Below are 20406 nucleotides of genomic sequence, written 5' to 3'. Positions count from 1 at the left end.
CGAGGAGGAGCGATGCCTGACTACAGGACGCCTGGCGTCTACATCGAAGCAGTCGACTCCGGTTCCAGGCCGATCGAGGGCGTGGGTACGGCTGTCGCCGCGTTCGTCGGCTTCGCGAGCGATGGACCGAGCGAGCCGACCCTGGTGACGAGCTGGACCCAGTACACGGGCCTGTTCGGTGAGTCCTTCGCGGGCGGCCTGCTCGCGCACGCCGTCTACGGGTTCTTCCTCAACGGCGGCAGCGCCTGCTACGTGGTCCGCATCGGCGGAGACGGCGCCGCCCCGACCCCCGCGCCACAGGCGATGCTCGGCTCCTTCCGCATCGTGGCCAAGGAACTGCCCGAGGGGGAGAGCGGGGACATCAGCGTCGAGGTGTCCGAGCTGCCCCAGGCCGAGGGTGAACAGTCGACGGAGGAAAGGTTCGCGATCAGGGTCAAGCGTGACGGCAAGGTCGAGGAGACCTTCGAGTTCCCGGCGAAGTCCGGTAAGGGCACGCTGGCGACGGCCGTCCGGCAGTCGAAGCTGATCAAGGTCGAGGAGGCTGACGCGGAGCTGGTCAAGCTGGAGCCGCAGGCGATCACGTTGAGGACGCCGCCCGCGCCTCCGGTGCTGCCCGCCGAGGTGGGCCCGGACATGTACATCGGGAACGAGGAGCAGCGCAGCGGCCTCAGCGGTCTCGCGGCGGTCGACGCGGTGACGATGATCGCGATACCCGACCTGATGGGCGCGTTCGAGCGGGGTGCCATCGATGCCGACGGCGTGAAGGTCGTGCAGGGCCAGCTCCACTCCCACTGCGACGCGATGAAGGACAGGATGGCGATCCTCGACGCGCCGCCGGGGCTGTCCGCGCAAAAGCTGCAGGAATGGCAGCTCGACCTCGGCCTGGACAGCATGTGGGCCACCCTCTATCACCCGTGGATCAAGGTCTTCGATCCGGAGACCAAGGGGGTGAGACTCATCCCGCCCAGTGGCCACATCGCGGGGGTCTGGGCGCGTAGCGACGCGACCCGCGGGGTGCACAAGGCGCCGGCCAACGAGGTGATCCATGGCGCCATCGCGCTGGAGTCGCAGCTCACCCTGGCGGAGCAGAACCAGATCGACCCGCCCCGCGTCAATTGCATCCGGGTCATGCCCGGCCGGGGGATCCGGGTGTGGGGAGCACGCACCCTCGCCCCCGCCGACTCGCCATGGAGGTACCTGAACGTCCGGCGCCTGTTCAACTACCTGCAGGAGTCGATTCTGGAAGGCACCCAGTGGGTGGTCTTCGAACCCAACGACGACGCCCTGTGGGCCAGGATCCGGCGTACCATCGCCGCCTTCCTCGTCATGGAGTGGCGCAGGGGCGCGCTGTTCGGGCTCACCCCGGACGAGGCCTTCTACGTCAAGTGCGATCGTGAGACCAACCCGGCGGAGAGCATCGACAAGGGCCTGGTCGTCTGCGAGATCGGTGTCGCACCGGTGAAACCGGCCGAGTTCGTCGTCTTCAGGCTGGCCCAGATGGCGAGCGGCACCAGCCTCGTCAGCGAATAACACAGGAGATCGCAGATGGCACTTCCCGACCTCGACACCGCGGTCGCCCACTCCTTCGGCCTGGAGGTGGACGGCATCGTCATCAAACAGATCAGCGAGGTGGCCGGGCTCAAGATGGAGCAGGACGTCATCGAGCTGCGCCAGAACACCGCCGACGGCAAGTACGTCGTCAAGAAGCTGCCCGGCCGCGTCAGAGCGGGCGAGGTGACGCTGGTACGCGGCCTGACCGCCGACAACAGCTTCGAGAAGTGGGCCAAAGAGGCGCAGTTCGGCCGGATGTCCAACGCCAGAAAAGGCGGCGCGATCATCGTCTACGACTACGAGAACAACCCCATCAAGCGCTACAAGCTGGTCAACGCCTGGCCGAAGAGCCTGGAGATCAGCGCCATGAAGGCGGGCGACACCAACGTGCTCACCGAGACCCTGGTCGTCACGTACGAGCAGATGGAGGTCGAGTGAGCATGTGGCGATCGACGGCCGTCGCCGACCCCGCGCCGCCCGCCGGAGAGGCGCCCCTGCGCACCGAGTTCCCCTTCCGGCTGCCCCGCGGATACCTCGACGCCTCCGGCACCCTCCACCGCGACGGGGTCATGCGCCTGGCCACCGCCCGCGACGAGCTCATCCCCCTGCGCGACGACCGGGTACGGGAGAACGCCGCCTACCTCACGGTCGTGCTCCTCGGGCGGGTGGTCACCCGCCTGGGCGGCATCGCCGACGTACACCCCGGGATCATCGAGAACCTCTTCGCCGCCGACCTCGCCTTCCTGCAGGACCTCTACCGCAGGGTCAACAGCGAGGGACACGCGCGCGCGGACGTGGGCTGCCCGGCCTGCGGGCACGGGTTCACCGTCGACCTCTCGGGCAGCCGCCTGGGGGAATCGTGACCCACGCGCCGGACCGTCTCTACGGGGAGATCGCCTACGTCGCGTACCACTTCCACTGGCCGCTCGACGACATCCTGGACCTGGAGCACGCCGACCGCGAACGATTCGTCGCCCAGATCGCCGCCCTGGGCGCCCCCCGATGAGATGGCCCTGGCGCCGCACCCGCCGCCCGCAGCCATCAGCGCCCCCTTCCTGCGCCGAATGGCAGACCCTGCCCCCCATCCCCCTCTCCATCCCCCGGCACCCCGTGTTGCTCGACCCCGCACGCTTCGCGGCGGCGCTGGCGTCCTGGCGCAACCCGTCCTTCCTGACCTTCCTCACCCACGAGCAATCCACCGAAGCCCCCTCCGGCCTCGTCCACAACCTGGCCACCCCGATCCCGTTCCAAGGCCCCCGCACCACGCTGCCCACCGCGCCCGCCCCCAGCACACACCCCACCCCAACACCCACCACCCCCACGCCCAGCCCACACCCCGCCCCAACACCCACCGAGCCCACGCCAGGCTCACACCCCGCCCCGACACCCACCGAGCCCACGCCAGACTCACACTCCACCCCGCCGCCCGACGAGCCCGCGCGCACCTCCGTGCCTGGCACCCACTCCCCCGTGACAGGGCCCGCTCCATCGCCCGAGCTCGATCCGCGGCCCGCCGCACTCCCCGGCAGTCCGGCGCCCGTCGCCGAATCGCCCGCGAATGTGCCGCCTGCGCCGACCTCCCCGCTGACACCTTCCGTGGAACCGACGCCCACGGCCTCGCACCCGGCACCGGCCGTGAGCCCGCGTCCCGAACCCACGCCGCTCGCGCCGCACCCACCGCTCGCACCACACCCACCGCTCGCACCACAGCCGCCGCTCGCACCGCAGCCCGAGCGGGCCACGTCACAACCCGCTGATCCCGTACGGCCGACGCCGCCTGTCACCCCCGAAGGTGAGCCACCTCCCCCGGGCCACATCCCCAAGCCCACCACCCACGAGCCCAGCACCGCCGAGCCCACCACCCACGAGGCCACACCCAGCGCGCCCGCGGTACCCACCGCATGGGCTGACCCCGCCGTGAGCACGCCCGATGGCGGCCTCCGCCCCCCGGTCATGCCGCGACCAGCGGGCCATGCCTCTCCGTCTCGCCCGCTGGGTCTGGGCGAACCACTCCCAGCCCATCCCCTCCCACCTGCCCCGGAGCAGGCCACGACGACCAGCGAGCCACGAACACCGGACCAAGGGATCACCCCCGAGCCCTCCGGCGAGCACGCCCCCGCGCGCCAAGACTTCGCCACGCACCAGTGTTCCGCCACACGCCGGGACTCGGCCACGCTCGGCTCGCCATCGGCGCCGCGCGCACGGGGTTCCTTCCCGCCGGGCCTCTCCGCCGATCCCAGGATCTTGCGTGGCGGCGACACAGAGAGGGACGGCGACGTGCGGCGGGCACCAGGAGACCTCCCGCCCCCTCCGGCCAGAGCCCAGTCCCCCGCGCACGAGCCGACACACAGGGAACCGGCCGCCACGACACCGCCCGGCGTATCAACGGGAGTGCGGCCACCGGGCCCGGAGGGTGCACAGGTGCGGGGGAACGAGGCGCCTGCCGGGCACGCGCACGGCGCGGAGGCGCGGGCCGTTCAAACGGCGCGGGCCGTTCAAACGGCGCGAGCCGAGTGGGAGCCCTGGGGCGGGGCGCGGGCCGTACCGGAAGAAGTCCAGACGCGGGCCGTACCAGAAGAAGTGCAGGGGACGCGGGACGGGGAGGAGCGGTCGGCGGTGCGGGAAGCGGGGAAGGCGGGCGCGCGGCGGGCGGAGAGCGGTGAGGAGGGGCCGATGAAGGTGGAAGAGCTGGTGGAAACGGTCTATGAGCTGCTGGTACGCAGGTTGAGGGCCGACTCGCGGCTGGATCGGGAGCGGCGGGGGCTGTCCATGGGCTCGCGGTTCTGAGGGGGGCGGAGATGGCGGAGGAGGAGATCGCGGTCGCGGTGTGCTACGTGCTCAAGATCGACGGCCATGATCTGGGGACGTTCGACAGCTGCGACGGGCTCGGCTGCGAGGTGGAGATGGAGGAGCGCGAGGAGGGCGGCAACAACGGGTATGTCTGGCAGCTGCCGACCCGGGTGCGGTTCTCCAATGTGCGGCTGTCCCGGCCGGTCACCGCGGCCAGCAAGGACGTCACGCGATGGTTCGCGGGGACGGTGCACGGCGTGGCGCGCAGGACGGCGACGATCGAGGCGCGCACGCTCGCGGGCGAGCTGATCACGAGCTGGGGGCTGCGGGACGTCGTTCCGGTCAGGTGGACGGGGCCGCGGTTCGACGCCGGGACGCCCAGGGCCGCCATGGAGACGGTCGAGCTGGCCCATCACGGGTTCTTCGGACCGGGCTGGGGAGGCTGACGGTGTCCACGCCTGTCGCGTTCGAGGCTTCCGCGCCGTCCGGGATCGCCGCCCAGGGCCCGCCGCCCAGCCTGGAACGGGCTTATCTGGAGCTCCTTCATCCGCCGAGCGGCGGCTTCGGCAAGCCGGGCACCCGCTACGACACCATCGGCTTCCAGTTCAACCCGAACGAGCTGTCGTTCACCAAGGCCGCGCGGTGGCGGCGCAGCCCCCAGCGCAACACCAGGAAGAGCGGCGTGCCGCAGTTCCAGGGCCCGGAGCCGTGCAAGCTGACGCTGGAGATGTTCTTCGACGCGAGCGACACCATGGACGACAAGGTCGTCAAGGCGGTGGAGAAGCTGTTCACCTGCGTGGTCCCCACGGACAGGACGCTGGCCAACGCCCAGTCGTGCCCGCCGTGGGTGGTGCTGCGGTGGGGGTTGCTGAACGGTTTCACCGCGTTCGTGAGCGACGTGGCGGCGAGGTTCACCCTGTTCACCCCGGGTGGCCTGCCGATCAGGGCGGTCTGCTCGGTGACGATGGAGGAGGTCGCCGGGGTCCCGTCGAAGCAGAATCCGACCTCGGGCGCGCTGGGCGCGGTCGAGGTGCACGTGGTGGTGGCCGGGGAGACCCTGGCGGCGGTGGCCTACCGCGCGTATGGCGACCCCGCCCTCTGGCGGGCCGTCGCCGAGGCCAACGACGTCGACGACCCGTTGCGGCTGCGGCCCGGCACGCGGCTGCTGCTCCCGACGGTCGAGGAGCTGACCAGTGGCCGCTGAGCTGTTCACCGGCGGCCTCGTGGTGGACGTCGAGGGCGCTCCCCTGCCGGAGGACGTCGCGGAGCGCCTCGTGTCGGGATATGTCGAGGACAGCGGGCATCTTCCCGACGTGTTCGTGCTGCGCTTCCGTGACGACGCCAACGTGGTGCTCAGCAAGGGCGGCTTCGCCATCGGCGCCAAGGTACGGCTGCGCGTCCAGACCTCCGATCCCGGCGGCCCCCGCCTCCTGATGAGCGGCGAGGTCACCTCGGTGGCCCTCGACCTGGCCGCGGACGGGGCCTTCGCCGAGGTCCGGGGGATGGACGAGGCGCACCGCCTCATGCGCGGACGGCGAGTCGCCGTATATCCGGACATGACGGTGGCGGACATCGTGCGCAAGGTGGCCCGGCGAGCGGGCCTGCGGCCGGGCGAGATCGACCCGCTGCCGGGTGTCGGCGGCCGCCCCGACACGCAGATCAACCAGGACGGGATCAGCGACTGGGAGTTCCTGTGCCGGTTGGCCCGCCGTACCGGGGCCAGAGTGCGCGTCACCGACGGGAAGTTGTCGTTCCTGCGGCCCAGACCGCCCGCCGGGGCGGCGGCGGTCACCGTGGCGGCGGGCGGCGCCCTGCTGTCGCTCCGCGCCACCGTCACGGCGGGCGGGCAGGTGCCGGAGGTCGAAGTACGGGGCTGGGACGCCGAGAACAAGCAGGAGGTCGCCGCCGTGGCCGCCCCCCGCGCGACCGAGGCGGAGGTACGCGGCGCCGACCCGGTCGCGCTGGGCACGCGGTTCGGGGCGCCGTCGTTGATGGCCGGCGACAGCACGTACCGCACGCAGGCCGAAGTGAGCGCGGCGGCCGACGCGCTGGCCGCGGAGCTGGGCGGCGGCGCGGCCGAGCTGGAGGGCGTGGTCAGGGGGGATCCGGCGCTGCGGGCGGGCGCCCTGGTGGCGCTGGCCAACGTCGGCGCGCCCTTCGAGGGAAAGTACACGCTGTCGACGACCCGGCACACGTTCTCCGAGGTCACGGGCTACACCACCGCCTTCGCCGTGTCGGCCGGCCCCTCTCCGGGCCCCGCGCCGTCCGGCGGCACGGGACTGGTGCCCGCGATCGTGAGCGACGTGCACGACCCGGCGGGCCGGGGCAGGCTGCGGCTGAGTATGCCGTGGCTGGCCGACGGATACACCAGTGGCTGGGCCAGGGTTATCACGGCCGGTGCGGGGAGCGAGCGCGGAGCGGTGCTGCCCGCGGAGGTCGGCGACGAGGTGCTGGTCGGCTTCGAGAACGGCGACTTCGACCACCCGTACGTGCTCGGCGGGCTCTACAACGGCCAGGACGCGCCCCCCGGCCTGTCCACCTCGGTGATCGACGGCGTCAGCGGGGAGGTGAACGTCCGCGCCCTGGTCTCCCGGGCCGGCCACCGGCTGGAGCTCGTCGACTCGGTCACCGACGGCAGCGGAGTCCTGCTCGCCTCCGGTGACGAGCGGCTGACCGTACGGCTGGACGCGCTCACCGGCATGGTCGCGATCAAGGGGGCCAACGGCGTCGCCATCGACGCGGGCAACGGGCCGCTGGAGCTCAAGGGCGCCCGCGTCACCATGAGCGGCCTGGCCGACGTGGAGATCAGAGGCACCCAGGTGAGGATCAACTGATGGGGTTCGCGGCACGGGTGGGCGACCCGACGGATCATCCCGGCGTCATCACCGGGCCCGGTGTGCCGACCGTGCTCATCGGCGGAATGCCGGCGGCGACGGTCACCGCGATGCACGCCTGCTCCTTCCCCTCCCCCACCACGCCGCACCCGCCGACGCCCATCGTGGGGCCCGGCAGCGTGAGCGTGCTCATCGGCGGGCTGCCCGCCGTACGCGTGGGCGACCGTGCCGGATGCGGCGCCATGATCCTCGTCGGGTGCCCGACGGTGACGATCGGCGGATGACCATGAGCAGAGACTTCATCGGGTCGGGCTGGGCCTTCCCCATCGCGGTGGACCGCACCGGATCGATCGCGCTCGTCGCGGCGGAGCGGGAGGTCGCGGAGAGCATCCGCCTCATCCTCGGCACCTCTCCCGGCGAGCGGCCGATGCGCCCAGAATTCGGCTGCGCGATCCACGACCTGGTGTTCGCGCCCGCCAACGCGGGCACGGCGGGACTCATCTCCTATGAGGTACGGCGGGCGATCGAACGCTGGGAACCCCGAGTCGCCCTCCACGACGTCCAGGTGGGCTTCGGCCGCGTGGACGAAGGGATCCTGCTCATCGACATCCGCTACACGATTCGTGGCGACAACGACCCGCGCAACCTCGTCTTTCCCTTTTACGTCATCCCGCCGCACGAAGGAGCACGATGACGCTGCCCGCTCCCAACCTCGACGACCGGAGCTTCCAGGACCTCGTGGACGAGGCCAAACGCCTCGTCCAGGAGCGCTGCCCGGACTGGACGGACCACAACGTCTCCGATCCGGGCATCACGCTCATCGAGGCGTTCGCGTTCATGGTCGACCAGCTCCTCTACCGCCTGAATCGGGTCACCGACCTGCACTACCTCCGTTATCTGGACCTCATCGGCGTACAGCGGTTTCCACCGGCACCGGCGCGGTGCGACCTCACGTTCACGCTGTCGGCGTCCAGGGAGCACACGGTCACGGTCCCCAAGAGCACGCAGGTGGCGAGCAAGACCCATGGGGCGCAGGCGGAGGAGCCCATCGTCTTCACGACGGCGGACGACCTGCTGATCCTCCCGTGCTCGCTCACCCGCCTCTCCACCGGAACCGTCGGATCGGCTCCGGTGAACCAGAGCGACACGCTCGCTGAGGGGACGGGTGTGGACTGCTTCTCCCGCTCACCCCGCCAGGGCGACGCGGTGTACTTCGGGCTCTCGAACGCCGTGCCCGGATGCGTGGTCGGCCTCTCGTTCTCCTGCGCGCTCGCGGGGCCGGGAATCGATCCCCGCGATCCGCCTCTCGAATGGCAGTACTGGGACGGGGAGGCCAAGGACTGGGTGCCCTGCGAAGTGGGCCGGGACACCACGGGCGGGCTCACCCAGGACGGCGAGGTGGAGGTGCACGTGCCGGGCGGCCACGTGGCTTCGGTGGTGGGCGAGCAGCGGGCGGGCTGGCTCCGGTGCCGCGTGGTCGAGGCGAGGGACGGCCGGCCGTCGTACACCGCCTCGCCGCGCATCACGGCGGTGCGCGCGCGGACCGTCGGCGGGACGGTCGCGGCGTTTCACGCCGACGTCGTGGCGGACGAGATCGTCGGCGTGGCGGAGGGAGTCCCCGGGCAGCGGCTCACCGTGCAGCGCCCGCCCATTCTCGCCGACGAGCCGATGGTGGTGCGGGTGCACGCGCGTGACGGCACTCAGGAGTGGAACGAGGTGAGTTCCTTCGCCCCGTCGGGACCCGCCGACCGGCACATCATGGTGGACCGGGCGGCGGGCCAGATCGTCTTCGGGCCCGCGGTGCGGCAGAAGGACGGCTCGCTGCTCCGGTACGGCGACGTGCCGGAGAAGGGCGCCTTCATCCAGGTGCCGTACTACCTGACCGGCGGCGGCTCTCGCGGCAACGTGGCGCGCGGCATGCTGGACGTCCAGCGCGAGCCGGTGCCGTTCGTGACGTCGGTCGTCAACCGCAAGCCCGCCATCGGCGGTGTGGACGGCGAGTCGGTGGCCAACGCCGCCGCTCGAGGCCCGCTGCAACTGCGCATCAGGGACCGCGCCGTCACCGCCGAGGACTACGAGGAACTCGCGCGGGAGGCGGCACCGGAAGCGGCGCGGATCAGGTGCGTGCCCGGGCAGGATCAAGGGGTCCGGGTGCTGGTGGTACCCCGGGTGGAGCCGACGAACATGAGCTTCGAGCACCTCCAGCCCTCCAAGGAACTGGTCGGGAAGATCGGGCGGCACCTGGACCGACGGCGCTGCCTGGGTGCCCGCGTGCTCGTCGAGCCGCCCTTCTACCAGGGCGTCACCGTCGTGGCCAGGCTGAAGGGCAGGTCGGGCTCGAACATCGAGGCGGTGCGCGCCCAGGCCGTGTCCGCCCTCGACGCCTACCTCAATCCGATCATCGGCGGTCAGTTCGGCGCCGGCTGGCCGTTCGGCCGCATGGTGCAGTCGGGGGACGTGCACGCCGTGCTCCAGCGGGTCTCGGGCGTCGAACTCGTCGAGGACATCCAGCTGTTCGAGGCCGACCCGGTCACCGGGGACCGCGGCGAGCCCACCCAGCGCATCGTCCTGGAACCGGACGCCCTCGTCTTCTCCTACCGCCACCAGATCAGAGTGAGGAAACCGAGCGATGCGTAAAGCGGTCGGCCACCTGGCGAGTGCCCACCCCATGGGCGAGCAGCTACCGGCCATCTTCGCCGAAGGCATGGCCCAGGACCTGACGCAGGCGCTGGACGAGGTGCTCGCCCCCATCCTCACGACGCTCGACTGCCTGGACAGCTACCTCGACCCCGCCCTCACGCCCACGGACATGCTCCCGTGGCTGGCGGGCTGGGTCGCGATCGGCTTCGGCGAGCAGATGACCGAGGAACAGCGGCGCGCGCTCGTGGCCGACGCCGTGTCACTGCACCGGGGCCGCGGCACCCTGGACGCGCTGACCAGGCTGGTGAAGACCCTCACCGGCATCGACGCGCGGGTCACCGACTCGGGCGGCGTCGGCTGGTCCACCCGGCCGGGCGGCTACCTGCCCGGCACGGACGAGGCGGTGGTCACCATCCACCTGCCCGACGAGACGGTGGTCGACCGTCAATGGCTCCAGGACGTGCTCGAACTGGGCGTACCCGCACACATCAGCGTCCGCATCACCATACTCAACCCGCCTTGACGGGAAACTTCACGGGCAGGCGTTATGCGTCCAGGTGCACATCCCCGGTGGATAGCGCCGCTGAACCAATATGGCGTTGATGTTGGCCACGAAGTTGTCCATGATCGTCGCGACGTCTTCCGGCGAAGGCGCGGCGACCTTGAGAGAGCGCCAGGAACGCCCGTTGAACCGCACGCAGACGTCGAATACCGGAAGTTCGGTGACGTCCGCCCCCGCTTCCGGGAGTTGCTGAGGAAGTTCCAGATCGGGGAGGGTCTCCAGGTCCGGTTCTGTCATGTTCTTTTCCTTACCGTCAGAGGGTGAAGACGCGGATGCCGACTCGCGTGCCGCTCGAGTCGGTGTTGTGAACCAGGGAAATGGCGTAGTCGCAGTCACCCGTGGGTGAGACTCCGTCGGCCCGCACCGGGAAGCCGCTGAACTCCACCCAGCCGACGCTGCTGTCGCCTTCCTGCCAGGTCAGGGAGGCCTCCCCGAGGAAGCGTCCGCTGCCCTCCGGATCGGAGACCACGAACGTGCAGGTGTTGCCGTCGCCCCTGTCGTTCTCGGCGGAGATCTGAACCGTCAGCGGAACACCGGGCGTGGCCAGTGCCTTCCCCGACACGGGAAATCCGTTGCTGACGTTGAACGAGCTGCCCAGCCCCGAGGATGTGGTGTCGTTGATGGAGCGCACCGACACATTCATGGTGGTTCCGACGCTCAGTGTCGCCATTTTCGGCCCCCGTCGAATTCGTGTGAGTCAGATTGGACGATAGGTTCCGCTCCCGCGAAGAACCAAAGACACCCAGACGATCATGCGGTAAAGGTTTGTTGGCCGAACTCTGGTGACGCCCAGGGCGCTGCGGACACCTTCGGAATGCTGGATATGCGATTTTCGTAGGTATCCGCCTTGCCCGATCGAGCGGGCGCCGAATGGAGATCGGATGGAGCGTATCCAGGTGGTCGTGCGCGCCCACGACCCAATCTCCCGTGCCGGGGTGCTGAGCCAGCTCAGGCAGCGGCCCGAGGTTGAGATCTTGGAGACGGAACGCCCGGAGAACGCACACGTCGCGCTGGTCGTCGCCGACTCCGTGTGCCAGGAGACGCTGGGCGTCCTGCGCACCCTGCGCTGCCACGGCGACCTCCGGCTGGTGGTCGTCGCCGGGACCGTGGACGACTCCGGGCTGCTCGCCATCGTGGAGATCGGGGTGTCCGGCGTCGTACGGCGGGCCGAGGCGAGCCCGGAACGACTCGTCTCCGTGATCCGCTCGGCCACCACCGGCGGGGGCGCCATGCCGCCCGATCTCCTCGGCAGGCTGCTCGCCCAGGTCAGCCGGGTTCAGGGCGACCTGCTCACCCCACGTGGACTGAACTTCTCCGGCCTGGCCGAGCGCGAGGTTCAGGTGCTGCGCCTCATCGCCGAGGGGTACGACACCGCGGAGGTCGCCGCCGAGCTGGCGTACTCGCAACGGACGGTGAAGACCGTCCTGCACGACATCACCACCAGGCTCCACCTCCGCAACCGCGCGCACGCGGTCGCCTACGCCCTGCGCAACGGGCTGCTGTGAGCGGGCAGGACGGTGTGATCGGCGAAGCCGACGAGGCGCTGCGCGAGCTGATCCGCCGGGGAGCGCCGTCCCGCTCCAAGACCGAGGTTCTCCTCAGCGCGCCCGGCCCGGAACCGTCGGCCGAGGGCGAGGCCCCCGCGGTGCACCTGCGCCTCTATGACATCCGCGAGGATCTGGGCAAGCGGCGGCAGGGCATGATCAACGAAACGAACGCCGACGGCGCGGTCACCGCGAGGCACCGCCCTCCCCGGTACGTCAGCCTCTCGTACGCGGTGACGGCCCGCGCGCCGGAGCCGGAGGAGGAGCACCGGCTCCTGGGCACGATCCTGCGCGTGCTCCTCACCCACGACACCATCCCGGCCGACCACCTGACGGGCTCGCTGGCGGAGCTCGGGCTCCCGGTCACGCTGGTGGCCGCCCATCCGCCGCAGGAGGACCGTGCTTTCGTGGCCGCCTCGGCCGCGGGGGCGCGGCCGTTCGTCAACGTCGTGATCAGCGCTCCGATCAAGCCGGAGACACCCGGGCCCGTCGCGCCGCCGGTACGCGGGCCGCTCGGGGTACGCGCGGAAGAACGCCACGGCACCGAAGGACTGGGATGAGCATCACCTGCACGAACTGTGGCGACGTCAACCCGGACCGCACCAGGTTCTGCGTCCAGTGCGGCGAGTACCTGGCCTGGGACAAGCACGGCGGCGAGCCGGAGGACAACCGGTTGCCTCAGCCCGCCGAGCCGCGCCCGCCCGAGCAGCACGCGGAACTCGTCGCCGCGTTGTCCGAACGATCGGTACCCGTCACGCCCGGCGAGCAGGCGTCCACGACCGTGACCGTGCGCAACAGGGGCACCAGGGTCGAGCGGGTCAGCGTCGGCGTCAAGGGGGACGCGGCCGCGTTCGCGACCGTCGAGCCCGACGAGCTCGTGGTCCCGCCCGCGGGCGCGGCCACCTCCACGATCGTCTTCGGCCCGCCGCGGTCCTCGTCCGTCGCCGCGGGTACGACGGAGTTCACGGTGCTGGCCCGCTCCCTGGTCACCAGGGGCGTCTACGCGATCGCGGAAGGCACGTGCGAGGTCGGCGGCTTCGACGATCTGAGAGTCGACCTGACTCCCGGGATCTCACGGGGCCGGTGGGCGACCCGCCACTCGATCACCTTCGACAGCCGCGGCAACCTGCCCCACCGGGCCCGGCTGCGCGCCGCCGACGAGGAGGAGGCGCTGGGCTTCCGGATGCCGGTGACCAACCTGCTGATCGACGCCGGCCGTACCGTGGTGCCACTGCGTGTGTCCGCGCGCCCGCCCTTCACCGGGAAGCCGGCGGAGATCCCCTTCTCCGTGACGGCGAGCCTGGACGACGGCGAGAAGTCGTTCCGGGTCGACGGCACCCGGGTGGTGCTGCCGCTGATCCCGCCATGGGCGCTGAAGACCCTGGTCGTGGTCCTCGGCCTGGTCCTCATCGCCGTCGCCGCGGTCGTCGTGATCAACGCGTGGCGGCCGGAGCCGGAATCGAGGCCGGCGCCCGCCGCCCGGGGGCCGTACGCCGCCGGAGTCGGCACGCTCACCGACGGGTACGCGTCGGTCGCGGTGAACGGGCTGTCCGACCAGGCGAAGATCTTCGTCACCTCCGACCTGTCCAGGCTCGGCGAGAAGGCGGCCAATCTCGGCCAGCCGCGCACCCGCGCGGAACTGCCCACCGGATCCCTCGGCGTGACCGGCCGCGACGGCGGCTCCTTCTCGGTTCAGCCGATCGACGGGGAGAGCGTGGAGGGCATGGCCTTCGACTACCTCGTCGTGAAGCAGCCCAGCGGAAACCTCGGCGGCATGCCGTTCGAGGCTGGTTCCGGGTCGCTTCCGGAGGGGGAGACCAGCGTGGACGTGCCTGCGGGCGCGGCCACGAGCGACTCGGTGATCCTGCTGACCGTGGAGCTGGACGGGCCGGCGGACCAAGCGATCACGGGACTCAAGGTGGACGCCAAGAACGACGGCGCTTTCACGGTCGCCACCCTCGACCTGTCGCCGGCGCCCGTGGACGTCGGGTTCAACTGGGTCGTCATCGACTCCGGCGACCCCGCGCTGGCCGGGGTGAGCTCGACGGACGCCGTGAGCGGCAGCGGGGACCCGGTGCGCATCAGTTCGCCTCTCGCGGACGGTTCCGGGGTCATCCTGCTCACCACGGACGCCGCGCACCGGGGGCTGGCCGGTGTCGCCATGTCGGGAGTATGCGTGGGTGGCCAGGGTGACGGCGCGTTCACGGTGGAGTGGTTCTCCGATCGGATCACCGTCCTGCCCACGGACTTCGACTACCTGATCGTCCAGAAGAAGTGACCACGCGCGTCCGTGCGTCCTGAAGGGCGGTGAACTCCGCCCTCGGGGCCGCCTGATGTGCGCTGGCCACGTCCGCTGCCCGGGTGACAGCCTCCTGCTGACGACTGTTTTCGGGGGGTATTAAGCCATGAATCCGAGAATGCGACTAGCGTCCGTTTTTGCAGCCGTTTGTGCGATCCTGGCCGGCGCGCCACCGGCCGCCTCGACGGTGCTCTCCTCTCCGGCCCCGGCACCCGACGCGACCCCGGACGCCGAGCCCGAGGCGCCGGAGGTCGAGCCCCACCCGGAACCGGACACCAGCCCCAGCCCGGAACCAGATGACCCGCCCCCGCCGGGAGAAGTGTCCCCGCCCCCGCCGGGGGAAGTGTCCCCGCCCCCGGAATGGAGCCCCAAGCCGCGTCCCCGCACCAGTCGGCCCCGCGTGGCGCCCGCGGGCTGCGACATCCTCCCGGCTACCGGGCCCGGCAGCCGTAAATGGATGGCCGAACAGCAAGTGGTCGCCGCCATGTCCGGCATCCCGGAACTGTCGACGTTCGTCTCGGCCATCAACCAGGCGTCCTACGCCGCCACCTTCGACACCTCTCGCGACATCACCGTCTTCGCACCGGTGAACGACGCCTTCGACAAGCTGCCCGAGGGGCGGCTCGACAAGTGGCTGGGCGACCGCGAGACGCTCATCAGCCTCCTCGGCTACCACGTGGTCCAGGGCCGCATGACCCCGGCGGACCTGGCCGACGCCAAGCTCACCACGAGGCAGACCGGCACCATCACCGCCAAGACCACCGACGGCACGATCACGCTGAACGGCGAGGCCACGGTGACGTGCCCGGACATCCAGACGGCCAACGCGACCGTCTACCTCATCGACACCGTCCTGGACCCGCCCAACTAGGTGGCGATCACCCCTGGGGGCCTTCCCTTCCAGCGGGACTGCTCCGTTGCAAGGCGCCATGGCTCTTGCTAACTTTCCAGGCGAGACTTCTCACCGCGGGCTCACGCCTCGCCAACCAGCTTCTTCGGGCCCCGATGGCCACGGAAAAGGTGGAAGTCGTTCCACACCTGGAAGAGAGTATCTCTGCGATGGTGCTGGCAGTCTGGCGAGCCGTTAACGAGCCGACGTCCTTGCCTCGGAGCGCACGGGAACCCGTGTCCCGCCCTTAGCGCGACCGGTTTCACGTTCTCCCCTTCGCGGCGTTCCCTGCCGCCGCCGAGCAGAGATCCACGACCGGTCGCGAGCCCCGGGCCCGCCACCGTGACGAACCGTCCCGCCCGCGCGAGCGCCGTGGCCATGACCGGTACTTCCGTGTTCATGGAGGTCGAACAGCATGACGGAAGTCCCCTCGGCCACGCGGCGACCGTGGCTGGTCCTCGGCGTCTTCTGCGCCGGATTCTTCATGGCGTTGCTGGACGGAACCATCGTCAACATCGCCGTTCCCACGCTCATCAGCGGCATCGACGCCTCGTACAACCAGGTGCTGTGGGTACTCGACGCCTACCTGCTGGTCTTCACGGTGCTGCTGATCACCACCGGACGGCTCGGGGACATCTTCGGCTACCGGCGGCTGTTCCTGATCGGCACCACCCTGTTCACCGTGGCCTCGGCCCTGTGCGGCCTGGCCGGCTCCGGAGGCTGGCTGCTGGCCGCGCGAGTATTGCAGGCAGTGGGTACGGCGCTGCTGTTCCCCCAGGTCATCTCGGCGATCCTGACGATCTTCCCCCCGGAGCTGCGCGGCCGCGCGTTCGGCGTCTTCGGGGCGATCGCGGGCCTGGCCCCGGTCGCCGGGCCGATCGTCGGCGGCTTCATCCTCGCCCACCTCGGCTGGCCCTGGATCTTCTTCATCAACATACCGATCGGCGTGATCACGATCATCCTGACCCTGATCTACGCCCCGCCGATGCGCTCAGGCGGCAGCCACGAGCTCGACCCGATCGGCGTGGCCCTGGCCACCGGCGGGCTGACCGGCATCGTCTTCGGCCTGGTCGAGGGCGAGCGCTACGGCTGGGGCCCCATGGCCCCCGTCATCGTCGCCGGCCTCGTGCTGCTGGTCCTGTTCGTGCTCTGGGAGAGCCGCGGAAAGAGCGAGCCGTTCATCCCCATGGCCCTGTTCTCCGCCCGAGACTTCTCGGTCGGCAACGGGATCGGCTTCCTCTTCTACGCCGGCATGATGGCCATCCCGCTCGTCATGGTCCTCTATCTGCAGACGGCCCGCGGCCACAGCCCGCTGGAGACCGGCCTGATCCTGCTCCCCGGCGCAGTCCTGACCGCTGTCGCCTCCGCCCGCAGCGGGCGCCTGGCCGACAGGTTCGGCGGCAGACGCATCCTGCCGGCCGGGCTGGCCACGCTCGCCCTCGGACTGCTCGTCCTGGCCGTCACCACCGGCCCGCACAGCAGCGCGTGGAGCCTGCTCCCCGGCCTGATGATCATCGGCCTCGGCAACGGCGCCACCTACGCCCCTCTGCAACAGATCACGATGGACGGCGTGAGCCCCCGGCTGGCCGGTGCCGCCTCCGGCGTCGCCAACACCATCCGCCAGATCGGCAGCGTCGTCGGCCTGGCCGTCCTGGGCGCCCTGCTCTCCGCCCGCCTCAACACCACACTCCAGAACGACGCCGTACGGCAGGCCGCCCAGTTGCCCGCGCACCTGCGCGACGACTTCATGACCGCCATCGGCGACGGCGCCCGGCACTTCACCCCGCCCAGCCCACCGGCCGGCCTCAGCCCCGCAGAAGCCGCCCTGTTCCGGCGCCTGGGCGAGGAGGCCTTCACCGCGAGCTTCACCAGCGCCATGCACACCACCCTGCTGGCCACCGCCGCCACCCTCCTCACCGCCACGGCCTTCTGCGCACTCCTGGCGAAGCAACGATAGGACCGCCGTTTCGAAATCAAAGTCTCACAATTAGTTTTCGAGACAGCAGTCGATCGTCGCTCTGCAGACTTTGAACCGCATCCTTCACGAAGCGACACTTACCTTGGGTCAAATTTTTGGCTACTCTACTAACCGTAAGTCAGTTCGCTGAAGGGATCAGCTCACCATGTACGAACGCACGAAAGTGTCCTTCCAGTCGTCCGGCACCCCCTGCGCGGGATATCTCTACCTGCCGACCGGCTCTACCGGGCGCCTGCCCTGCGTCGTGCTCTGCCACGGCTTCAGCGGCACCATGGACCGCCTGTACGGCTACGCCGAGCGCTTCGCCGCCGAGGGCATCGCGGCGCTGGTCTTCGACTACCGCAGCTTCGGCGAGAGCGGCGGCGAACCACGGCAACTCGCCGCCATCAAGGGCCAGCACGACGACCTGCGCGCCGCCGTCGCCTTCGCCCGCGGCCACGAACGCGTCGACGCCCGCCAGATCGTGTTGTGGGGCAACTCGCTCGGCGGCGCGCACGTCGTGTCCGTCGCGGCCGACGACCCGGCGATCGTCGCCGTGGTCTCGCAGATCCCCTACAACGGCTTCCCGAAGCGGGTCGAAGGGCGTAGCACCGGCCAAACCCTCCGCCTCCTCGCCGCCATCTTCTGGGACACCGTCCGCGGCAAACTGGGCCTCAAGCCGTACTACATCCCCATGGTGGGCCGTCCCGGCGAGCTCGCCGTCACCGCCACCGTTGAGGCCGACCAGCACATCCGCACCCTCACCGGCGACGGCAAGACCCTGTGGCGCAACAGCGTCGCACCCAGGGCCTTCATCCCCATGATGCGCTACCGCCCGGCCGAGGACGCCGCCCGCCTCACCCAGCCGCTCCTCGTCTGCATCGCCGCCAACGACCAGGAGACCCCCGGCGAGTCGACCCGCGCGCTGGCGAACAGTGCTCCCAAGGGCGAGCTGCGTGAGTACGCGGGCACCCACTTCAGCTTCTACACCGACCCCGCCATCCGCGACCAGGTCGCCGCCGACCAGATCACCTTCCTCCGCCGCCACCTGCCGTCAACGGCCCCGGCGACATGAACAGGCGCGGCCGATGAGTTTTCCGTCCTCACGGTGTCTACATGGCTGACAAGAATGAAGACGTAAGAACTGGAGCACCCGTGGTCATCGTCGCAGGGCACATCACCGTCGAACCCCCGCAGCGCGATTCCTACCTCGCCGATTGCGTGGACGTCGTCCGGCAGGCTCGCGGGGCAGCGGGATGCCTCGACTTCGCCATCACCGCGGACCTGCTGGACTCCGGCCGCGTCAACGTCTTCGAACGCTGGGAGTCGCAGGCGGCCGTTGACGCCTTTCGCGGCAGCGGCCCCGGCGACGACCAGAGCGCGGCGATGCTCGCGGCATCGGTGGCCGAGTACGACATAGCCGGCGTACGTTCCCTGACCGGCGACGACCCCACCTGAGGCCGCCTTCGCCCCGACCGCCGCGAAAAGCAGCCGCACGACAACGGCTTGGCGACCTCCGTACCAGGGGAGGAGATCGGCATGTCCCATGATGCGGCACGACGTGTCTTCCAGGCGGTCGACACCTTTGACCCCGGCGAGTTCGTACGGTTACTGTCCGACGACGTCAGGATGGTGTTCGGCAACTCCGCGCCCATGGTCGGCCACGAGGCCGTCACCGACGGGCTGCGGGGGTTCTACGCGACCATCGCCGGCCTCGCACACACGATCATCAGAACGTGGCAGGCCGGCGCCGACACCGTCGCCGAGACCGAGGTGACCTACCGGCGGCTCGACGGCACGCACGTCAGCGTCGCGGCCGTGTCGATCTGGCACACCCGCGACGACGGCCTGATCTCCGACTACCGCATCTTCGTCGACCTGGCGCCGGTCTATTCGGGCTAGGGCCGTATATCCCCGTCGCAGAATTGTGAAAGATTCTGTCCCCCTGGTTGAAGCGCCGCTTTAAAGCCGCGAAACCCCAGGGTCCCGCAATAGCTCTTACCGATCGGGCACGGCGGGCAACGCCGGTGGTCGCCGTGCCACAAGGGCAGATGCCGGCCCTCCGCAGGTCACCGCCGCCCGCTTAAAGGGTCATCCCTATCCGGCTTTTAAGGCCGAGCGCGCGAAAATGGCCTCTGTTGACAGTGCGATGAGCCGTCATGTATCTCTTGACCCGGGTGCCCGCATTCCGCCGCATGTTCATTATGAAAGTCGCGGGACAAAGTAATTAAGAATGCATTCCCTTAAAAGGGGTAAGATGAGTTCGCGGGAACTGGCAATAGCCGACAGAGTGATCTCGGACCGCTCCGGCGCATACGTCATCGCGGAGATCGGGCACAACCACGAAGGCGACCTCGAAAAGGCGGAGCGACTCGTGCTGAGCGCCGCCGTCAAGGGCGCGAGCGCCGCCAAACTGCAGAAGCGCGACAACAAGACATTGTTCACCAAGGCGATGTACGCGCAGCCCTACGAAGGGCGGAACAGTTTCGGCCCCACGTACGGAGAACACCGAGAGGCCCTGGAATTCGGCCGGACCGAGTACACACACCTCGCGCAGGTGGCCAAGGAAGCGGGGATCGACTTCTTCTCCACCGCCTTCGACTTCCCGAGCGTCGACTTCCTGATGGAGTTCGACCCTCCCGCCATCAAAATCGCCTCCGCCGACCTCACCAACACCCCGCTGCTCGGCTACGCGGCCAAGACCGGCAAACCCCTGATCGTCAGCACGGGCGGCGGCACCAAAGACGAGGTACGGCGGGCCGTCGACACCATCCTTCCGGTCAACCCGAACCTGGCCCTGCTGCAGTGCACGGCCGTCTACCCCGCCGGTCCCGCGGACCTGAACCTGTCGGTGATCACCCGCTACCGCGAGGACTATCCGGACGTCGTGGTCGGCTTCTCCGGCCACGACCTGGGCGTCGAGGCGAGCCTGGTCGCGTTCACGCTGGGCGCGCGGGTCATCGAGAAGCACTTCACGCTCGACCAGAGCCGCCCCGGCAGCGACCACCACTTCTCCCTGACCCCGCCACAGCTCGGCACGCTGACCGCCGCGCTGGACACGACGCGGCGGATGCTGGGCTCCCCGGAGAAGTCCTGCTCCGCGCAGGAGCTGGCGGCGGTGCGCAAGCTGGGCAAGAAGCTGGTCGCCGCCCACGACCTGCCGGAGGGGCACCTGCTGACCGAGTGCGACGTCGCCTGCAAATCTCCCGGCGACGGGCTCAAGCCGTACCAGATGGACCGGCTTCTGGGCAGGCGCCTGGCGGTCGCGGTGCGCGGGGACGAGGCATTCGCGATGGAGCAGTTCGCCGCCGGCCCACCCACCGCCAACGGATAGGTCCAC

Annotated in this window: 23 protein-coding genes; 21 read left to right on the top strand and 2 right to left on the bottom strand. The window is 70.0% G+C overall.

Features of this window, described 5'->3' with window-relative positions; genetic code table 11:
- Positions 1-12 precede the first annotated feature (12 nt).
- The 12 genes from ACFWY5_RS17370 to ACFWY5_RS17315 all read left to right on the top strand — a co-directional run bounded on the left by ACFWY5_RS17370 (position 13) and on the right by ACFWY5_RS17315 (position 10338).
- Positions 13-1530, top strand: coding sequence for a phage tail sheath family protein (locus ACFWY5_RS17370; RefSeq protein WP_379610816.1), 1518 nt, complete (start codon positions 13-15; stop codon positions 1528-1530).
- Between the two features lie 15 nt (positions 1531-1545).
- Positions 1546-1989 (top strand): phage tail protein, encoded by a 444-nt coding sequence (locus ACFWY5_RS17365; RefSeq protein ID WP_379610815.1) that lies wholly within the window; start codon positions 1546-1548, stop codon positions 1987-1989.
- On the top strand, positions 1986-2414 hold the full coding sequence (locus ACFWY5_RS17360; RefSeq protein ID WP_379610814.1) for a hypothetical protein: 429 nt from the start codon (positions 1986-1988) through the stop codon (positions 2412-2414). Before ACFWY5_RS17365 ends, ACFWY5_RS17360 begins: the two co-directional genes overlap by 4 nt.
- The gene (locus ACFWY5_RS17355; protein WP_379610812.1) at positions 2411-2557 is read left to right on the top strand and encodes a DUF6760 family protein; all 147 of its coding nucleotides are present in this window, start codon (positions 2411-2413) and stop codon (positions 2555-2557) included. The genes ACFWY5_RS17360 and ACFWY5_RS17355 overlap by 4 nt, the downstream gene beginning before the upstream one ends.
- 1415 nt (positions 2558-3972) lie before the next feature.
- Positions 3973-4338, top strand: a complete 366-nt coding sequence (locus ACFWY5_RS17350; RefSeq protein ID WP_379632890.1) for a hypothetical protein — start codon at positions 3973-3975, stop codon at positions 4336-4338.
- Positions 4339-4349: 11 nt separating this feature from the next.
- Positions 4350-4787: a phage tail protein gene (locus ACFWY5_RS17345; RefSeq protein WP_379610810.1), complete on the top strand. Its 438-nt coding sequence runs from the start codon at positions 4350-4352 to the stop codon at positions 4785-4787.
- Between the two features lie 2 nt (positions 4788-4789).
- On the top strand, positions 4790-5545 hold the full coding sequence (locus tag ACFWY5_RS17340; protein ID WP_379632888.1) for a hypothetical protein: 756 nt from the start codon (positions 4790-4792) through the stop codon (positions 5543-5545).
- A complete protein-coding gene (locus ACFWY5_RS17335) occupies positions 5535-7175 on the top strand; it encodes a VgrG-related protein (protein WP_379632886.1) in 1641 nt (546 codons plus the stop codon). The genes ACFWY5_RS17340 and ACFWY5_RS17335 overlap by 11 nt, the downstream gene beginning before the upstream one ends.
- Entirely contained in the window at positions 7175-7459 is a 285-nt protein-coding gene (locus ACFWY5_RS17330; protein ID WP_379610807.1) for a PAAR domain-containing protein, read from the top strand. The genes ACFWY5_RS17335 and ACFWY5_RS17330 overlap by 1 nt, the downstream gene beginning before the upstream one ends.
- On the top strand, positions 7456-7869 hold the full coding sequence (locus ACFWY5_RS17325) for a GPW/gp25 family protein (protein ID WP_379610806.1): 414 nt from the start codon (positions 7456-7458) through the stop codon (positions 7867-7869). The genes ACFWY5_RS17330 and ACFWY5_RS17325 overlap by 4 nt, the downstream gene beginning before the upstream one ends.
- Positions 7866-9812, top strand: a complete 1947-nt coding sequence (locus ACFWY5_RS17320) for a putative baseplate assembly protein (protein WP_379632884.1) — start codon at positions 7866-7868, stop codon at positions 9810-9812. Before ACFWY5_RS17325 ends, ACFWY5_RS17320 begins: the two co-directional genes overlap by 4 nt.
- The gene (locus ACFWY5_RS17315; protein WP_379610804.1) at positions 9805-10338 is read left to right on the top strand and encodes a phage tail protein I; all 534 of its coding nucleotides are present in this window, start codon (positions 9805-9807) and stop codon (positions 10336-10338) included. Before ACFWY5_RS17320 ends, ACFWY5_RS17315 begins: the two co-directional genes overlap by 8 nt.
- Positions 10339-10347: 9 nt before the next feature.
- Here the strand turns inward: ACFWY5_RS17315 and ACFWY5_RS17310 are convergent, their stop codons facing one another.
- Together ACFWY5_RS17310 and ACFWY5_RS17305 are read right to left on the bottom strand one after the other, a co-directional pair.
- Positions 10348-10614 (bottom strand): hypothetical protein, encoded by a 267-nt coding sequence (locus ACFWY5_RS17310; RefSeq protein WP_379610803.1) that lies wholly within the window; start codon positions 10612-10614, stop codon positions 10348-10350.
- A 16-nt stretch (positions 10615-10630) separates the two neighbouring features.
- Positions 10631-11020, bottom strand: a complete 390-nt coding sequence (locus tag ACFWY5_RS17305; protein WP_379610802.1) for a hypothetical protein — start codon at positions 11018-11020, stop codon at positions 10631-10633.
- 238 nt (positions 11021-11258) lie between these two features.
- Here ACFWY5_RS17305 and ACFWY5_RS17300 point away from each other — a divergent pair, with 238 nt between their 5' ends.
- The 9 genes from ACFWY5_RS17300 (at position 11259) to ACFWY5_RS17260 (ending at position 20400) form a co-directional block, all read left to right on the top strand.
- On the top strand, positions 11259-11882 hold the full coding sequence (locus ACFWY5_RS17300) for a LuxR C-terminal-related transcriptional regulator (RefSeq protein WP_379610801.1): 624 nt from the start codon (positions 11259-11261) through the stop codon (positions 11880-11882).
- Positions 11879-12481 (top strand): DUF4255 domain-containing protein, encoded by a 603-nt coding sequence (locus ACFWY5_RS17295; protein WP_379610800.1) that lies wholly within the window; start codon positions 11879-11881, stop codon positions 12479-12481. The genes ACFWY5_RS17300 and ACFWY5_RS17295 overlap by 4 nt, the downstream gene beginning before the upstream one ends.
- On the top strand, positions 12478-14199 hold the full coding sequence (locus ACFWY5_RS17290; protein WP_379632882.1) for a hypothetical protein: 1722 nt from the start codon (positions 12478-12480) through the stop codon (positions 14197-14199). The genes ACFWY5_RS17295 and ACFWY5_RS17290 overlap by 4 nt, the downstream gene beginning before the upstream one ends.
- A gap of 478 nt (positions 14200-14677) precedes the next feature.
- Positions 14678-15091, top strand: coding sequence for a fasciclin domain-containing protein (locus tag ACFWY5_RS17285; protein WP_379632880.1), 414 nt, complete (start codon positions 14678-14680; stop codon positions 15089-15091).
- A 433-nt stretch (positions 15092-15524) separates the two neighbouring features.
- Positions 15525-17066, top strand: a complete 1542-nt coding sequence (locus ACFWY5_RS17280; RefSeq protein ID WP_379632878.1) for an MFS transporter — start codon at positions 15525-15527, stop codon at positions 17064-17066.
- A 166-nt stretch (positions 17067-17232) separates the two neighbouring features.
- Complete coding sequence (locus ACFWY5_RS17275; protein WP_379610795.1) at positions 17233-18141, top strand: alpha/beta hydrolase; 909 nt, start codon at positions 17233-17235, stop codon at positions 18139-18141.
- Positions 18142-18221: 80 nt separating this feature from the next.
- The gene (locus ACFWY5_RS17270) at positions 18222-18524 is read left to right on the top strand and encodes a putative quinol monooxygenase (RefSeq protein WP_379632876.1); all 303 of its coding nucleotides are present in this window, start codon (positions 18222-18224) and stop codon (positions 18522-18524) included.
- An 81-nt stretch (positions 18525-18605) separates the two neighbouring features.
- Positions 18606-18968 (top strand): nuclear transport factor 2 family protein, encoded by a 363-nt coding sequence (locus tag ACFWY5_RS17265; RefSeq protein ID WP_379610793.1) that lies wholly within the window; start codon positions 18606-18608, stop codon positions 18966-18968.
- A gap of 355 nt (positions 18969-19323) precedes the next feature.
- Positions 19324-20400 (top strand): N-acetylneuraminate synthase family protein, encoded by a 1077-nt coding sequence (locus ACFWY5_RS17260; protein ID WP_379632874.1) that lies wholly within the window; start codon positions 19324-19326, stop codon positions 20398-20400.
- Positions 20401-20406 lie beyond the last annotated feature (6 nt).

Origin of the sequence: Nonomuraea sp. NPDC059007 (genome assembly GCF_042740555.1) — a bacterium.
Lineage (GTDB): Bacteria > Actinomycetota > Actinomycetes > Streptosporangiales > Streptosporangiaceae > Nonomuraea.
The sequence above is the reverse complement of the archived record's forward strand: the minus strand, read 5'-3'. Positions and strand labels throughout refer to the sequence as shown.

Coding starts and splice junctions, on each gene's coding strand:
- ACFWY5_RS17370 (WP_379610816.1), top strand. CDS start 13: ATGCCTGACTACAGGACGCCTGGCGTCTACATCGAAGCAGTCGACTCC.
- ACFWY5_RS17365 (WP_379610815.1), top strand. CDS start 1,546: ATGGCACTTCCCGACCTCGACACCGCGGTCGCCCACTCCTTCGGCCTG.
- ACFWY5_RS17345 (WP_379610810.1), top strand. CDS start 4,350: ATGGCGGAGGAGGAGATCGCGGTCGCGGTGTGCTACGTGCTCAAGATC.
- ACFWY5_RS17330 (WP_379610807.1), top strand. CDS start 7,175: ATGGGGTTCGCGGCACGGGTGGGCGACCCGACGGATCATCCCGGCGTC.
- ACFWY5_RS17325 (WP_379610806.1), top strand. CDS start 7,456: ATGACCATGAGCAGAGACTTCATCGGGTCGGGCTGGGCCTTCCCCATC.
- ACFWY5_RS17320 (WP_379632884.1), top strand. CDS start 7,866: ATGACGCTGCCCGCTCCCAACCTCGACGACCGGAGCTTCCAGGACCTC.
- ACFWY5_RS17315 (WP_379610804.1), top strand. CDS start 9,805: ATGCGTAAAGCGGTCGGCCACCTGGCGAGTGCCCACCCCATGGGCGAG.
- ACFWY5_RS17310 (WP_379610803.1), bottom strand. CDS start 10,614: ATGACAGAACCGGACCTGGAGACCCTCCCCGATCTGGAACTTCCTCAG.
- ACFWY5_RS17305 (WP_379610802.1), bottom strand. CDS start 11,020: ATGAATGTGTCGGTGCGCTCCATCAACGACACCACATCCTCGGGGCTG.
- ACFWY5_RS17300 (WP_379610801.1), top strand. CDS start 11,259: ATGGAGCGTATCCAGGTGGTCGTGCGCGCCCACGACCCAATCTCCCGT.
- ACFWY5_RS17290 (WP_379632882.1), top strand. CDS start 12,478: ATGAGCATCACCTGCACGAACTGTGGCGACGTCAACCCGGACCGCACC.
- ACFWY5_RS17285 (WP_379632880.1), top strand. CDS start 14,678: ATGGCCGAACAGCAAGTGGTCGCCGCCATGTCCGGCATCCCGGAACTG.
- ACFWY5_RS17280 (WP_379632878.1), top strand. CDS start 15,525: ATGACGGAAGTCCCCTCGGCCACGCGGCGACCGTGGCTGGTCCTCGGC.
- ACFWY5_RS17275 (WP_379610795.1), top strand. CDS start 17,233: ATGTACGAACGCACGAAAGTGTCCTTCCAGTCGTCCGGCACCCCCTGC.
- ACFWY5_RS17265 (WP_379610793.1), top strand. CDS start 18,606: ATGTCCCATGATGCGGCACGACGTGTCTTCCAGGCGGTCGACACCTTT.
- ACFWY5_RS17260 (WP_379632874.1), top strand. CDS start 19,324: ATGAGTTCGCGGGAACTGGCAATAGCCGACAGAGTGATCTCGGACCGC.